This is a genomic window from Citrobacter sp. UYEF32, from assembly GCF_040546205.1.
Lineage (GTDB): Bacteria > Pseudomonadota > Gammaproteobacteria > Enterobacterales > Enterobacteriaceae > Phytobacter > Phytobacter diazotrophicus.
On sequence record NZ_JBEPNI010000004.1, the window covers coordinates 74,784 to 89,917 of the forward strand.

18 protein-coding genes and 1 pseudogene are annotated in these 15,134 nt (G+C 45.2%); 6 read left to right on the top strand and 13 right to left on the bottom strand.

The genetic code is table 11. From position 1 onward, the window contains the following. Positions 1–3: 3 nt before the first annotated feature. From ABIB59_RS11805 to ABIB59_RS11835, 7 genes are all read right to left on the bottom strand, one after another. Positions 4–1,038, bottom strand: coding sequence for a radical SAM/SPASM domain-containing protein (locus tag ABIB59_RS11805; RefSeq protein WP_085045291.1), 1,035 nt, complete (start codon positions 1,036–1,038; stop codon positions 4–6). Continuing rightward, entirely contained in the window at positions 1,035–1,940 is a 906-nt protein-coding gene (locus ABIB59_RS11810) for a JmjC domain-containing protein (protein WP_165157999.1), read from the bottom strand. Before ABIB59_RS11810 ends, ABIB59_RS11805 begins: the two co-directional genes overlap by 4 nt. Next, positions 1,940–3,145: a leucine-rich repeat domain-containing protein gene (locus ABIB59_RS11815; protein ID WP_165157998.1), complete on the bottom strand. Its 1,206-nt coding sequence runs from the start codon at positions 3,143–3,145 to the stop codon at positions 1,940–1,942. The genes ABIB59_RS11810 and ABIB59_RS11815 overlap by 1 nt, the downstream gene beginning before the upstream one ends. An 11-nt stretch (positions 3,146–3,156) precedes the next feature. Beyond that, on the bottom strand, positions 3,157–3,327 hold the full coding sequence (locus ABIB59_RS11820) for a hypothetical protein (protein WP_165157997.1): 171 nt from the start codon (positions 3,325–3,327) through the stop codon (positions 3,157–3,159). 409 nt (positions 3,328–3,736) lie between these two features. Beyond that, the gene (locus ABIB59_RS11825; RefSeq protein ID WP_143340529.1) at positions 3,737–4,000 is read right to left on the bottom strand and encodes a hypothetical protein; all 264 of its coding nucleotides are present in this window, start codon (positions 3,998–4,000) and stop codon (positions 3,737–3,739) included. Between the two features lie 301 nt (positions 4,001–4,301). Continuing rightward, entirely contained in the window at positions 4,302–5,516 is a 1,215-nt protein-coding gene (locus ABIB59_RS11830; protein ID WP_288448109.1) for a hypothetical protein, read from the bottom strand. Between the two features lie 178 nt (positions 5,517–5,694). Next, positions 5,695–5,880, bottom strand: a complete 186-nt coding sequence (locus ABIB59_RS11835; RefSeq protein WP_085045320.1) for a helix-turn-helix transcriptional regulator — start codon at positions 5,878–5,880, stop codon at positions 5,695–5,697. Positions 5,881–6,064: 184 nt separating this feature from the next. Here ABIB59_RS11835 and ABIB59_RS11840 point away from each other — a divergent pair, with 184 nt between their 5' ends. Next, the gene (locus tag ABIB59_RS11840) at positions 6,065–6,613 is read left to right on the top strand and encodes a hypothetical protein (RefSeq protein WP_335255473.1); all 549 of its coding nucleotides are present in this window, start codon (positions 6,065–6,067) and stop codon (positions 6,611–6,613) included. Between the two features lie 17 nt (positions 6,614–6,630). Next, positions 6,631–7,359: a hypothetical protein gene (locus ABIB59_RS11845; RefSeq protein ID WP_085045296.1), complete on the top strand. Its 729-nt coding sequence runs from the start codon at positions 6,631–6,633 to the stop codon at positions 7,357–7,359. Between the two features lie 8 nt (positions 7,360–7,367). Here the strand turns inward: ABIB59_RS11845 and ABIB59_RS11850 are convergent, their stop codons facing one another. From ABIB59_RS11850 to ABIB59_RS11870, 5 genes are all read right to left on the bottom strand, one after another. Further along, entirely contained in the window at positions 7,368–8,297 is a 930-nt protein-coding gene (locus ABIB59_RS11850) for a tyrosine-type recombinase/integrase (RefSeq protein WP_085045297.1), read from the bottom strand. A gap of 46 nt (positions 8,298–8,343) precedes the next feature. After that, the gene (gene radC / locus ABIB59_RS11855) at positions 8,344–8,796 is read right to left on the bottom strand and encodes a RadC family protein (RefSeq protein ID WP_048993054.1); all 453 of its coding nucleotides are present in this window, start codon (positions 8,794–8,796) and stop codon (positions 8,344–8,346) included. 2 nt (positions 8,797–8,798) lie between these two features. Then, positions 8,799–9,215, bottom strand: coding sequence for a hypothetical protein (locus ABIB59_RS11860; protein WP_354035559.1), 417 nt, complete (start codon positions 9,213–9,215; stop codon positions 8,799–8,801). Between the two features lie 165 nt (positions 9,216–9,380). Then, positions 9,381–9,800, bottom strand: coding sequence for a DUF2787 family protein (locus ABIB59_RS11865; protein ID WP_223807084.1), 420 nt, complete (start codon positions 9,798–9,800; stop codon positions 9,381–9,383). 238 nt (positions 9,801–10,038) lie between these two features. Continuing rightward, positions 10,039–10,413 carry a helix-turn-helix domain-containing protein gene (locus ABIB59_RS11870; protein WP_354035900.1) on the bottom strand — a complete coding sequence of 125 codons (375 nt, stop codon included), beginning with the start codon at positions 10,411–10,413 and terminating at the stop codon, positions 10,039–10,041. A gap of 180 nt (positions 10,414–10,593) precedes the next feature. Between ABIB59_RS11870 and ABIB59_RS11875 the strand changes: the two genes are divergently transcribed. Genes ABIB59_RS11875 through ABIB59_RS11885 form a run of 3 tightly spaced genes read left to right on the top strand, consistent with a single transcriptional unit; the run spans position 10,594 to position 11,865 of the window. Next, positions 10,594–11,121, top strand: a complete 528-nt coding sequence (locus tag ABIB59_RS11875; protein WP_354035561.1) for a hypothetical protein — start codon at positions 10,594–10,596, stop codon at positions 11,119–11,121. A gap of 14 nt (positions 11,122–11,135) precedes the next feature. Next, positions 11,136–11,495 carry an acyl-CoA dehydrogenase gene (locus ABIB59_RS11880; RefSeq protein ID WP_354035902.1) on the top strand — a complete coding sequence of 120 codons (360 nt, stop codon included), beginning with the start codon at positions 11,136–11,138 and terminating at the stop codon, positions 11,493–11,495. A gap of 34 nt (positions 11,496–11,529) precedes the next feature. Beyond that, complete coding sequence (locus tag ABIB59_RS11885) at positions 11,530–11,865, top strand: hypothetical protein (RefSeq protein ID WP_354035563.1); 336 nt, start codon at positions 11,530–11,532, stop codon at positions 11,863–11,865. 190 nt (positions 11,866–12,055) lie between these two features. Here ABIB59_RS11885 and ABIB59_RS11890 read toward each other — a convergent pair. Further along, positions 12,056–13,046 (bottom strand): annotated as a pseudogene (locus ABIB59_RS11890) (integrase core domain-containing protein). 317 nt (positions 13,047–13,363) lie between these two features. Here ABIB59_RS11890 and ABIB59_RS11895 point away from each other — a divergent pair. Continuing rightward, on the top strand, positions 13,364–15,100 hold the full coding sequence (locus ABIB59_RS11895; RefSeq protein WP_354035565.1) for an HsdM family class I SAM-dependent methyltransferase: 1,737 nt from the start codon (positions 13,364–13,366) through the stop codon (positions 15,098–15,100). Positions 15,101–15,134 lie beyond the last annotated feature (34 nt).

Sequence of the window (15,134 nt, forward strand, 5' to 3'; positions counted from 1 at the left end):
GTGTTAAAAACGCTGAAAATATGCAATTGTTTCGAGTTCTCTATCCACAATGGCTACTTTGGGGCATCGCGGGTCGGGCATTCCTATTGTTCCGGTTGTTTGATAACCGCTCCCCAAGCAGCCTCCACGGCATAGTTTAAAATAGCGACATGCGTTACAAACTGGATGTTTGACTTGAAAACTTGGCGGCTTTGTGAGAATCGTATCGAGGTCTGATAGATGCAAATTTCCCATAGGCTGATCTTTGAAGCAGGTGCATGGGCATACGTCCCCGTTGGTATATACATATACCTTGGCTGTACCTGCTCCACAATTTGTGGCCGACGGAGGTAATTCAAGTGAATTCAGTGCATCATCAGAAAGTGCATCGAGTCGATTAAAATCATACATCGGTGCTATTTTTAGAAGAGTTTTTGTCGGCAGTGCTCGCAAGCGATAAACGTGTTCGTTCCATTTTTTACCATTTACATCGATGCCGCTCGCTGCTCTGCCTGCATATGTAGCTCGTTTGATGGCAATGTGCGCCAGCCCAATAGTATCCAGAGATGCAATAAAAGTATCGGCACGAGTCATGAAGTCGACATCTACGACCGTCGTTGAGACACTGCAGCGAACTCCATTCTCCACAAGCCGCCTCAAAGTTCTCAACGCTTTACGATAGGAATTAGGGCCTCGAATTGCATCATGCATCGCTTCATCGCCATCTAGAGACACCTGAACAGATAGACGAGAATGCTGAGACAGTTCCTTCAACGTTGAATCTTTAAAGAACGAAGTTACACCATTTGTATTTATCGTCATGGTTAGCCCAAGATGAAGGCCAAAATCGAGTAACTCTCGGAAATGACGATGTAGCGTGGGCTCTCCACCACTCAACAAGACTAAACTGTCTGGATGACTACGGGCTATCTGTGTTAGAGCCTCTTTGATCATGCTAGCTTCCGCAGTTTCATTGCGCTTAGGTGAAGAGTCTCGGATGCAATGTGAACACGTTAGATTGCAGCGTTCGGTGATAATGAAATAAAACTGTTCCATCATTCAAGCTCTATATACGGTCGTGGCTGAGTTAGCGGGGAGATTGGGCGCTTTGCTTCAGTAAGCAAGACATCAATAAATTTGTCGAGTGCGTGGGTGTTTTGAACGGTAGTTGTTTTCATGCCGGGTTGATGCACGTACTCCTCCAGTAGTTCGCCAATTTCAGGGTGCGACTCTAATTTCTTCAGCCAATCCCCGAGTGTCAACGGATACAAACCGACTGCCAAATGAGCGGAATGTTCGTCTTCTGTATGGGTAAAATGCCAGAGCCCGCGTGGGCAATAAAATACGTCACCCTGCTTCAATAGTACTGACTGCCACCCAGTAAAACTTTCATCCACAGGTGGAACAGCTTGGTGGCGCATCGCTCTTGATAATACATGAGAGTCTTCTCGATAGAACCAACGTTTACTTCCATGGATTTGGATGGCAAATACATCGTGTCGGTCGAAGTGAACATTGACACCTTTTGTTTGCCGCGCAGTATAGTAACCGTTGATACTCATGCGAGTGTTAATTTCCTCGCTGAGTTGATCGATAAATCTCTCAAGTGGCAAGTGGAATTCTTGGATACGGTCATATACAAGGGTCCCACCACGCGCAATAGCGAACAGAATCTTTTTACGATTCAATTCATTGTTAAGGTTGTTGCTGTAGCGATCCTTGTCATCTATCAGGTCGTATTTATGAATTGTATTAAAATGATCCGTAACGCGAATACGGGGATATTGCAACGATGAAAAGTTCAGAATTGCATTTAGGACATCCAGTGAAAAAAGATGAGAAAACTTACTCGACGCCCCTGAAACGTGAAGCGGGCGCTTATTATAAATTTCACTGAAAAAATACTGTGAAGGTATATCACCTAACAGGAACTGCAAAAGAGAATTGTTGTTTTCACTCATTACAAAATTAAACCAGGTCGAGTAATTAACGAAACGCGCTGAGCGCGTAAGTGAGAGAGCTGTGTTGCCGGTATCTGATTTTCTATATAACTAATATCTATTTCATGTAAGTTTGGCATAGAAAAGAGCCATTCAGGCAAAGTTGAAAGCCGAGTTCTGGCCAACCCCAAACGTCTCAAGGTGACACAGTCACTTAGTGTATCGGGTAGAGATGTGATAGGGTTTGCTCCAAGATTTAGGTTCTCAAGCATCGTTTGCCCTGCTGGCCAATCGAAAATCTCTACTTGATTTCGATATATACTCAGTGACTTTAGCCTTTCTACATGACCGAGCGTTGCGGTAAATTCACAAATATCATTTTTGTGCAAATAGAGTTGCTCAATATTTTGTGAAAGAAGCGGTAGCTGAATTTGAGTAAGGCTGTTCGCTGCCAAGTTAAGCCAGCGACATTGGCTCAGTTGCGGAAGAAGCCTATCCCATGAAAAATTGTTACTCCCAAGATCAAGCACATTAGCATTGAGTGCATCACCCAGCTCATCTAACGCACTATCATTTAAAGCAGCATGAGTTATCTTCAAAATCTGTGGGCTGATTGTTTGAATATGCGCTGCGATGCAGTTGAGTTCGGCTCGATCAATATGTTTCAACAGACTAACACCAGAGTATGGATCGTAAAAATCAAGCAGGCGCTTGCGCACTAACCATTTCGGTGCCCTAGATAAAATTTGAGTAAGTCTGTTTAGTTCAAATACATCGCGAATGTTCGTTGCATTGCCATAATCATAAATTTCGCTAGCAAGGGCAGTTGCAGTAAATTGATCCAGTTTTTTTTCCAACAACTCGAAGTTTCCGAAACAACTAAACAAGTGACGAACTTTGATGCTGAATGGAGTATCACGCGTAACGAACTCATCGGATTCATGGCGATCGCCTTGAGCGACAACTACAATGCTGCACTTCCGATAACTATCAAGAGAAGTGATCTTTGCAATGCCATTACGCACTTCATCCGTTAGGTCGTTATCACCCAAAATAGGCAAAATAACCACAACGACAAGATGTTCTAAGGTATTCGTTAATAGGTTTTTATCGTACAGACTATTAAAACTTAAATCGATGCCCAGAGCTTTAAGGGCATCGATAAAGATTGTCTCACCAGAGCTTCTTCGAACCAAGCCTGATATAACATGCAGGGATTGAAGCATTCGATAAAAAATTAGCTGATGTCTTTATCGCAATGATCAGCTTCAAACCACTTACCGAACATATTTGATACATCGGACAATAATTCAGAGTCTAGCTCGCTCAACTTCAACACCTCACGAGTTAAAACCTCTCCTGCAGAATCAGTCTTTGGTGTAGTTGCGTTATTTAAATCACTGTGCATAGCTCTTCTCCTTTATGCTATCTTAATTTTCTGTAAGTACAGTCCTAATATAAATTAACCTATTTTAGCTTAGTAAACTACCTGTTATTTGCCAAATTATCGTATTTGTTGATTGGGTGGTGGAGGTTGCGGTGCTCTTTGCTCTGTCTACGTCTACTCGAATGAACTCTAGGTTGTAATTTTGTAATTTTAGAAAATGTCAACAGTCTCAAGCCCCTTCGAGAGGGGCTATGTTGAGGGGAGCCTTGACCTGCTCCCTGTTGATTCGCACAGAATGCTGTTAGCAATGTCCGTTCCTCGCTCTGAGTGGACCTTCAGCTCAGTCAGCCATGACCGCTGTGTGCCAGGAACGGGCGTTGATTACATCATCGTATGTCAGTCTACGTGGAGCAGGTCAAATGACCCGTGATTATCGTTTGCGCAACTGTTCTATTTGCGTCAGCAGGCGCTTAAAAGTATCGATAGCCCTCCACAACTGATATTTCATATCGAAATCCCAATCAGGGCAACCAATAAGCTCTGACTTGAATAGTTTCAAACCGAAGTGAATTGCGGCAATTTCATCACGACCACAATTTAGGGCGATCCCGGCAAGTTGAGCATCACTCAGAGGTCCATGCGGCGTATCCTTCCAAACTTTGTGAAAATGCCGGTAAATCGTTTCTAGTGCCATTTGTTTAAGTAGTAAAAGCAAGATTGCTATTGATTATCGTCCGTACTGCTGGAAACTTCTCTGTTTTTTGCATGCTAAATAACCATCGAAGTTGCTAGTACAAACGCCTTCAGCATGCAGAATAAGTGCACACTTCCGCAACTCGCTCATAGCTGCCTGTGGTGTATCAGATGGCGGCTCTGGGCCAGAAGCAGACATTTAGTGGTTCTAAAAGCTCTCATAGCGTGGCCAAATTTTATCGACCACTACATTCCGGTAATCCATTATCTGATGGCAGCCATAAGACCGCCATCACACCAGTTCAACCCCGACGTTTACGCTTCGGACGTGCCTGTTCGCGCCTTGTTAATCGCCGGGAATTACGCTTTCTACTCGGCTTCGACTCAACGAACTGGCTTACAGCCATCTCCTTCTTCGTTGCTTTCTCTGGCTTCAACTTTGCGATTATCTCACCCAGTGCAGCCACACAAGAGGACCAATACGCCCAGACTTCACCCTTGTTGAATAGCTCCGTTTCATTCGTCACTAGTGCCCTTTTCAACCGGCGTGACATACGGCTGTTTACATCACCCATGGCGTGCTTAGCCCAGGCTTTGGCGCTGTTACTCTTTGGCCGCGATGACTCAATGAAGTCATTAACCAGAACCGATTTAAGCCTTCCTTTATAAACCACAATGCGCCCGAACGGGTTTTTCAGTTCAGCGAGCTTCGCCAGCATGACCGACCATGAACCAGCACGCCGACCTGGCATGATACGCGCTTCTATGCGCAGAAAACTTTCAAACTCCTCCTGGTTGATCTCAATAAACTGTTCCTGCCTGGCCTTGCCGTCCTTTAATACAACCTCACTACGCTGGTTAAACCCCATCGAATTCAGCACACCTGCATATACCTTCTCATAAAGGTTAAACCGTAGCTCAGACCGCTTCCCGCCTAAGTTCAGACCAGGTAACCCCTTAAAATTAATGTGGTCCTTGAAGGCAGATATTCCCTTTAAATCCCAGACATAGTCATTGAGTTTGCAACCATATACATCCAGAGCGACATCAATGCGGGTTACCCAAGACCTCGCTAACAGACGGTAGAAAATGGCACCGAATCGGTCGCTCAGCCATCCCAGCATGTGATCCATCGCTTTTGCATCCATATGCTGCGGCCGGAACTCGAAGCGTATCCCACCTGTATTGGCGCGGCGAGGTCCCCAGTTTATGTGCAGAAGCATGGGTGAGTCATCATCCTTCCGATATACTGACAGCCCATATTTATAGGGATGAGGCTTACCTGCTTTATTCTGCGTTGATTTGCGTTCAACACGATACTGCTTCCATTTCTTCCCTAGAATGCTCTCAAGCTTCTGCAAGAACTCCTCTTTCTCTTCCTCACTATGGAAGCGAGAAACTGACGTAATACCATCAGCTCGCATTGTCATTCGGTGCCCATAGCTACTACTGCAGATTTCAGTTGATACGTTGAGCTCAACATTCTTTCTGTTAAGCCAGCTATTATTTTTAGTCATTGTTGTTCCTCTCAGGCATTAACCTGGTGGGGAACAGAGAGCAATAGCTTCCCGTACAGTTATTGTTGATAACTGTTCTTTACTGTTGGTTTAATTAACCCAGCGTCAGTGTTGGCTGATATGTTCTCTGTTCATGCTTTTAAGTGCGCTTATAACGTGCTGTTAGACGCACATATATTTACTGAACACGCTGACGCTCAGTCAGCCACTGGTTAACTTCGTGCTCATAGAAACCTATCGAGCGGATACCAATACGAACCTGCCGTGGAAATTCGTTACGCTGGAGCATTCTGTAGAGCGACGCCCGGCTAATGGCACAACGTTCAAGTACTTCCGGGACTTTGATGATACGAATTGTGGTCATAACTCACCTGCTTAAGTTACGCATCGGCTGATGCGAACAGGCTTTTACAACCATGAATTTGAAGAAATCCCGCCACCTATGACAGTCATAAAACCCTCATAGCTAAGATGACCGTCACACAGGAACACTTTTGAGGGTGTTTCGATGTTCAAATCTTGACAGTCATAATTATGACAGTCATATTATGAATTACACACCATTGACTAAGAGAAAAAAGATGCCGAACCGCCACAACACGAAAGCACAGTCCCCTTCAAAAAATGAACCTGATCAAAGCGCCATTAAAATGAAAAGTCGGGCAAAATTTGCCGAAGCTTTTGGCCCTAGTATGGAAATGAACGTACATGAAGACGCACGTGAGCGACTACGCGGAATCGCAGAGGTTTTAGAGGGAGAAGATTATGCTGAGAAAAAACGTGGGCTTGGCTATATTTACAGGAAAGCGGTAAACGATCTTATTAACATTTTTTACATTGATAATATCTTTGAAGCCAAAACAAAATCAGCCAAAACACTTTATAATTTATACCAGGAAAATTATAAATTACGGGTAATTGATGCTATAAAAAAGAAAGATCGAATTAAAACACTCTCCTCAGAATACCCAAGCCCAACGCAGTTAGAAAAGGGGGCACTCACACTTAGCGAGAGTAAATGGAAATCATCAGAAATTGACAAGCTGGATGATCATCGCTGGGTGATCAACACACTGGAAAGCCTCAACAAAAACTAACTAAAAAATGGTGCGCCGTGACTTACACACGTGATGAGTTCCCCGAAAAAACGAAAAAGATTTTACAGGAAAGGGTTGCTAATCGTTGCTCCAACCCCGGATGTAATTGTCTGACATCCGGGCCTAATTACGATGCTGAAAAAGCAACTCGCATAGGCGTTGCAGCGCATATAACTGCCGCTGCTCCGAATGGCCCCAGATTTAACCCATCTCTTTCAAACGAAGAAAGAAAACACATTTCAAATGGAATCTGGCTCTGCCAGAATTGCGCAAAACTCATTGACAGTGATGAGCTGACCTACACAGAACATGCCATTCGTAGTTGGAAAAGTGAAACAGAGTGCAGAATAAGGCATGAACTTGAGGGCGGAAATTTACCTGTTCAGGATATTAATCTTAGGGGGTGGCCACGTGGTCATTGCAATACCTTTGTTGCCGAAGGGCAGATGGTATGTACGGGTTGCCAGGCTGAAGTAGCTTATCAGGCCACGAAGTATGAAGTTTTGGAAGCCAGGAAAGTTGGCGGATTATTTGGGGCAATAGTGGGTGGTGTACTTAATTTTGGTGTGCCAAATTTTCTGAATTCACACTTTAATCTGAACATTCCCAGTGATTGGGGGCTTGGCTTGTATTCATTGTTCATTATTGCAGTACCAGCGATTATTGGTGCCAAGTTTTTAGAAGAAGTTAAACATAACCAATACCGGAATAAACCACCACGTTTCTTTCGCCAACGCAATATTTGACGACAGAATTAGTCGAATATACGTCTGCTTGCGTTAACCTTTATGCTCTCACCACGGCAGTCATAACGGGTAGTTGTGGATATGTCGCTATGGCCTGCTAGCTGGCGCACAGTGTTAATATCCACGCCCTGCTCTAACAAGCGCGTAATGAAGGTCCTGCGCATATCGTGAGGAGTAAAACGCGCTATGCCTGCATCATGCTGTAACTGCGCCAGGATGCCGGTTAAACCGGTCGTTGTCATCGGCTGGCTGACAACCCTGCCGTTGCGCTGAACACGGTTAAACAATGCATCCCCGGCCTCTTTCACTCCACTGGCTTTAATCCATGCGCGGATGGCTTTATCTACCGCTGCCGCCACGTGTATCTCCCGGTATTTACGCCCCTTCCCTTGCCTCACTGTAAGAATGCCATTGTTATAGTCCCGGTGCTCAAGGCTGACCAGTTCCCCGGCCCGCAAACCTGCACCGCAAAGGGCCATAACAATGGCGACATCACGACAGCAGCGGATACGTTGCGGATGCCGTTTAGCGGCCTGAACGAGTGCTCGAACCTCCTCCCGGCTGAGTGCCCTCCCCTTACGCTGGTTATCGCCACTGACACGCCTGACTGCCCGTATACGGGCAAGGGTGTCCGCCTCCAGGCAATTGAGGTTAAAGGCCGTCTGCGCTATGCCCCGGAGTGCTGACAACGCCATGTTAACCGACGACACGGCGTAACCGTCATCCAGCAGTGCCGCACGTACTTTAGCGACAGCGGCGAAGCTAAGTTGCTCCCAGGGGTAGCTGGCTGCATCCGCACCGCGTTTAAGTATGCTGGCACTGCGGTTTAACAGGCTGGTGATACCCCTCCGTCCCGACGGGGCAAGACCGCTGATATAGGCGTCCAGCACGGTGGTTTCCACCACCGGCGCGACCTGACGCAGCGCAGCCCTGCTCATGCGTTTAACCTGCTATAACATGTATTAAACCAGGTAACTGTCTGCATCACACCAGCCCTCGTTCAGCCAGTGACACCGTCTCAGCCCCGGCCACAATAAAGTGGTCCAGCAACCGCACATCCAGCATTTGCAGTAGCTCCTGCAGCCGCTTAGTTATCTGGATATCGCACTTGCTGGGTTCAGCCTCGCCGCTGGGGTGGTTATGCACAAGGATGACTGCGGCGGCGTTATGCCTGAGTACCCGCTTGATTACCTCCCGGGGATGAACGCTGACCGTATTTAACGAGCCCCGGAACAGCATTTCCCGATGCAGAAACTGGTGCTGGTTATCGAGCAGGATAATGCCAAACTCCTCATGCTCCAGCAGGGCCATTTCATACATTACGCACCGTCGTACATCATCAGGAGAGCAAAGCTGAACGCCACGCTGGTAGCACCGGCTGATAATATCGCGGGCCTGGTCGAGGATGCGGGTTTCACGCAGGGTAAACGTCGTCATGTTCAGAACTCCCGTTCGATGAAGTAAATGGCTTCGGGAAACAACTGGCGCCGGGTCGCGCCAGCACGTAAGGAGAAGGCCTTACGGGGCATGGAGGTTCGCCCGTTGCTGTCGAAAAACCAGAGCGTTTCTTCGTCCATTCTGGTGATAAGGGACCAGTGAAACTGGTCGCTGAGCATAATCAGGCGGGAGTGGTCTGTGACCGCCAGAAACCGCCTCATTTCACTGAAAACCCGCCCTTCCACAAGACCGCGAATTCCGTCGAAAGGTTTGCTGATTTGGACCGGAAACTGGCGGTGGTAGTGACCTTTCCGGAGTACCTGAGTAATCAGCCAGTCGAGCCGGTTTTCATCTATCCCTTCGGTCAGCCATTCATGCAAAGGCCAGCGTTGCTGATAGGCCTGAAGAAGTCGGTTCATGAGTGGTTTTCGCTTCACCCGACCGTCATACAGCCAGCTCAGCATATTCACCACACAGTACGCGCCGCAAAGACAGTCAAGTTCTCCCTGTACAGACGCGTGTATCCCTCTGTTAGCAGTCACAGTTAATGTCTCCATCAATAATTAGCTGTCAGTGTGGCGGGATTAGCTTTCCCACATAACGGTGAGGGTGTAGATATTCAGGAAGTGGTAATGAACGAAGTTTCTCTGCCAGAGTGCAAAAATGTCACGCCCTTCCTCTGGGGGTAAATCACCGGCATAAGACAGGAAGACATAGCGCTGGCTCCAGCTGATATCGATTTCCTTTTCGAGCTCCGGGTCTGTCCCCATATATTTGAAGTCAGTGATGTAATCGAAATACCATTCATCGTTGCGGGAAATAAGCCTTATTTCCACCGGATGAAACCCACCATTTTCAGCGCTGTAATTGATATCTTTGAACAGCAATGTAACAGCACGGATATTAGGCTTCACAGGCGGCTTTTTACTGAGCTCAGCCAGTATAATATTAATGAGTTCCTGACTTACGGGCATGGACAGCCCTTCCTGACGGATAATATTCATTGTATTTATTCCGGTAAATATGCGTTTGGGTTGATGACACAAATACTAATTAAACCTAACCCATACTGAATTTTCAGACGATGGACGTCCTCCCGCCAGAAGGGATATAAAATGAAACGCTAAGTTGGCTATTAGTTTATGTATCAGCCACTGAATAATATGACACTATCCAGTAATGATATTTTACCAGGAATATACTTTCAAAGCAAATAATTTCACAAAGAAACTAATTTTAAATTTATTTTATGAATTCATCTAAAAAAAGGAGAAGGTTTTTCCTTTTGCCGTAATCCAATTTGTTCCAGATTTGATCGAGGCGTTGTTTTAATTCTTTATCAAGCCCAGATAGATAGTCAGACGGGATATTAGAAACATTCAGATCATCCATGCAATCAATAAAGAACCAACTTATTGGTGTCTTTAGAGACACTGCAATTTTAACTAAATGCGCAATATTTATCTTATTCGTTCCTCGTTCATAGCGGGAAAGTTGTTGCTGAGATATATCGATAATTTCTGCAAGTTCAGCTGCGGTTAACCCGGCTTCTTTACGTCTGCTCTGAATACGCTGTCCTACCAGCTTATCAGCTGAATCTGCCACCAGTTTAACCATCATTTATTCTCCCGTCCGTCCATAAGCGGAAGTTTGGGTCTTTTTTACTCTTGCATGAACATCACTAATGACCTTAAAATCCAATAAATACTCACTTATAGAACAAACAAGACTAGGACTGACGAGCTGAGTGACCAGCAGGTGAGCCTTAGAACAAAGGTGGACAGAAAGGGGAACATTGTGGCAACCACCATTACTGAGATAACGGATTGCTTTGAGTACTTTTTCAGCTCCCTTTATCGGCGTGAATTTGTCAAAACACTACGTCTGAATGAATGTAGCGAGCGGGAATTACTGCCATTAGTACGTTGCTATTTACTGGGTTGGTTTGCGGATAACGTCTCGCCAGAAGTTAAAAGCAGGCTACCTGGAACGGTATCCGGGCATGGTTTCATTGACTTTGTGATTGACGATGTGGCCGTTGAGTTTGCAGTCCGTAAGCCAACAGCAGCTCGTTCCAATCTCTCAGCAACCGTAAACAGCACGGAAGTGAAGAAGTTAATGAAGCACGACGGTAAAGCCCTGCTTGTACTGTTTGACTTCTCTGACACGCCCTATTCAGAAGAACAGATCGAATCTTTCCGTAACTGGCCCTCCCTGGGTCGGGGGAATCACCGTAAATCAGCTTTCAACGTTGTGTATTTCTTTGTGGAAAAACGCAGGCCGCTGGCACTGGGTAAAATCACCAAAAACATTCGTATTAGCTAACAGGATATTTAATGATGAAGAGAATTGTTACTGCATTAGTACTGACAGCCTTAGCCTTCCCGACAATCGCAGCTCAATACGCTAAGCCCGGTGCAGTTTTAACGCTAAAGCCAATGAACGGTAATGCAGAGTTCAGCATCAACGCATCAACCAAAGATGGCTCAGGGATCTGCAACATGGAAGGTACAGCACAACAAATAGCTGCTGGTGAGAATCAGAAACGCCGTTGGATCTGGAATGACAGTTCCAGCCAGTGTGTTGCTGTGCTCAGTGAAATGAATAATGGAAAAACCAGCGTAATGACTCGTGGTTGCGGAGGATACTGCGAGGCTTCGGCAGCAGGCGCAATGGATGGTCAATACAGCAAAAAATAATAAAACGGCACTTTGATTTGAAGGAAAATAACAAATGAAAATAAATATACTTCTGGTACTGATTGCAGCGGGTTTAATAGTAGGCTGCGGCGATAGGACACCAAAATGCAATAGCGATGACGCCAAGAATCTGGTCGTTGATATAGCACGGAAAACGATAGAGAAAGGAATGACGCTGGATAAGGATGTACGTATTTCTGTAGAAAATGTCCGGACGGTAAGCCATGAGTCAGGTCTTGACGTTTATCAGTGTGCTGCTGATCTAACTTTCGCCAAACCAAACATGAAGGACTCGTTGCCTATTACGTATCGGGTGCAGAAAACAGAGGATGGCAAGGGACAATTTTATATAAATGTGTATGGCTTATAATATTTAAACTATAGAGAATATAAGGTGATATGGAGAGGTTCTTTAGAGAGCTGGATCGGTAAACAAGATTATTTGAGATGCGCAGAACAGCCCAAATGGCCATGTTTCATATAAGTAACAACAGTGACAGTGCCCAATTTTTGGCTTCCGAGCACTATCCCATGCGTTATTATTTGACCTGCCCCCAGTATTAGATACAACGATCAGCCAGTAATGTCGGTTTGTTTATAGTTTCACCGTTTAGCCATCGTGCTGCAAGTTCTGATATAGCTGATAATTGAGTGCAGAATGAGGTCTGCACTCGTTATAGTCTTATTGTCAGTCATTAATAATTTTCAGATATGATGAATGCCTGAACTATTGTTCATTCAAGCATTCATCATGAAGATGACCGTTAAAAATTTCTTTAAACACGTTCTTACGTGTCGGCTTATGCGACAGATTAGTCGCAGCTCCACGCCATGTTCAAAAGTCCATGGCTGAAGAGCACAGCAGGTAAATTCACGAACCTAGCCGATTATTATCGGTCCCGGATAGCCACGAGGCAAGGCAATACTGTCAAATATCCACTATATCTGAAGGTCCGAAATCCCTATGCGGCAGTGAACTTCAGGAACTCCTTCGTAAAATAATCCGTACAGGTGAGGCACTTAATCCGGCACCTAATAGCGAGCGCATCCATGACAAAATCCATCGACCATGTCATAGTTAGTGTTGGAAGGGAAGCTTTTCAATTGCCAGTCCCTTAAGATGATAAATGGGGTAAATCACTTGTGATTAATGCAAAGACCTTCACGCCACAGAAGCAGCAAGATGCGCCGCTTACCAAAGTGTCGGTTTTTCAGTGGTAGATCGGTGATGCTGGTCGACAGGAACAAACCTGTCATTCTGCAGGCTAGACTTTTTGCCAGCACACATAAATGCCGCGGTTTCTCGCTTCTGGTCTGTCGTCAATATTTTCGGCTCAGCACTGCCTCCAACGCTTCTTTGTAAGCACATCTTTTGCCCATTGCTTTTTCAGGCTGGAGTTCTCGGCTTCAAAAGTCTTTAGACGCTTTACTGCCGACATGTCAATACCCCTAACTTTTTACATCATGTCTAGACTGTGATATCGGAGATAGCATGCTTGCGGTATATCTCCAGGGAAGCACTTCGGCTTCGCGAAGAATGCTGATAATCAGTTCTTAGAAAAAAGGTGCCTTCATGTGGATGTCTTTACATTGCTGATGAAGACATCACTAACTTCGCGCTGTGTTAACCACGAGGGAGTTGGTCAAATTAAATCTTATCTATCACCAAAAAAATATGTATGGTAGCCTTTCTACAAGCGTTGGCTTCAATATCTCACTAGCGTTTTATCAATTTGCTGCCAATGCTATATAAGCAATTTTTGATCGCCGCAGAAAAAATTTGTCATAAAACGATCCTAGCTTTACCTTTTATCTTATCGTGATAGCTGTGGGTCATTACAATGATCATAACCAACAACTAAAAGCAGATGATAACGGTCACCAAAACCTATTTTCTTCGCCTTATGCACACTCTTCGTCTCGCCATGCAAGACTCGGAAGTTGAGTCTGACGAACTTATTGGCAGTATTTTGGATTATTGGTGTAAAGAGTCATTCAGTGGAGTGCCGGGCTGTGGCCTCAAAGTAAACTCTCAGTTACAGTCTCATCCATCAGTGAAAAAATTCGTCGAGTTTATTAAAGTTCAAAACTTTCTGGAGGCAACTTATTGGCTTTCTTCGGCCTACGCCCAACTTTCCAGTAAAGAGCGCCGCAAACAGTTGGCGATGTTTTTCACACCACCATCTCTAACTATGCGTCTATTGGATGACATATCAGAAAGCGGAGTGGATTTCTCCGTTCGAAAGTTTTGTGACCCGGCTTGCGGTGGAGCAGCATTCTTAGTGCCAATTGCAATACGCATGCGCGATTCTCTGCGCGAGCAAGAAGTGAAACCTGAACAAATTATCGAGCATGTGCAGGAAAACTTGCTTGGATTTGATAAAGATAGAGTCCTTTGTGAGCTTTCGAAACATTTTCTGTTAATGACTCTCCATGATGAAGTTGTCACAACGGGGAAAAAACCTAGTTTCCAGATTTATCAAGGTGATTCATTATTGAAGGCTAAACACCTATTTGGAACACTTGATATTATTGTGTGTAACCCACCATTTAGAAAGGTTCCATTAACAGAAATAGCGCACTACGGCGACAGTTTCGTCGATATTATTGAAGCGCAACCGAATTTGTATGCCTTGTTTATCGCACTGTGCGTCAAGCTGATGGCATATGATGGTATCTGTGCACTAGTGACACCAACCAGCTTCCTCTCTGGACGGAACTTCTCGAAACTTCGCTCGTTCCTTACGAAGCAAACCACTGTTCTTAGCATCGGTATGGTCTCTGAACGTTCCGGTGTGTTTATCGATGTCGAACAGGAGACAGCATTAACTATAGTACGCCGTGAAAATGCCAACGGTATTCACACAAATCAAACAAGGGTTTCGGTCGTCGATCGTAGTGGCTATTATCTTGATATTGGTTGCTGCTCTCTCCCTCACTCTGGATTTACATGGCCAATTCCGCGTATGGAAAGTGATGTAGCCTTGCTCAAAAACGCAGCAGTATCAAGTGCTACTCTTACTGATTACGGATACGTGGCTCGTATCGGTGCATTCGTATGGAATAGAGATACGCGCATTACTTATCCATCAGCAAGTAAAATAGACCAAGCAAACGAAGGTACTGTTGTGCCCCTGCTCTGGTCGAGCGACATTGCCCCAAATGGCCAACTGCGTTTTACTGGTTCTACTAAAGCTAACCAAGAACACTGTTTTGTAAATATGGGAGTAAAAAATCATCGTTCGATCATACGGAGACCTAGTGTTTTGCTACAGCGTGTGACGTCCAACGACCAACATCGACGACTAATTGCCGCAGCAGTGCCTAAGTTACTATTTGATACATATGGTGGGTTTGTCGGCGAGAATCACACTGTCATTCTTGAGCAGGTAACTCCTGATCCGGTATTGACGCCAGAGCTATTGGTTCAATTACTCACTACGCCCGCAGTGGATCGCTATTTTCGCTGTATTTCCGGAGCGAATAATGTTTCCATTTTTGAACTTAGCCAACTTCTGCTACCCGACCCCAAACGGCTCAAAAGCTTCCTTGGGCAAGGGCTTGATATGCAAAGCGCTGTGCATAAAGCTCTTCAAGATAAATAAATTATCTGTTTTCTTCTGAAATAACTCAGGGGGA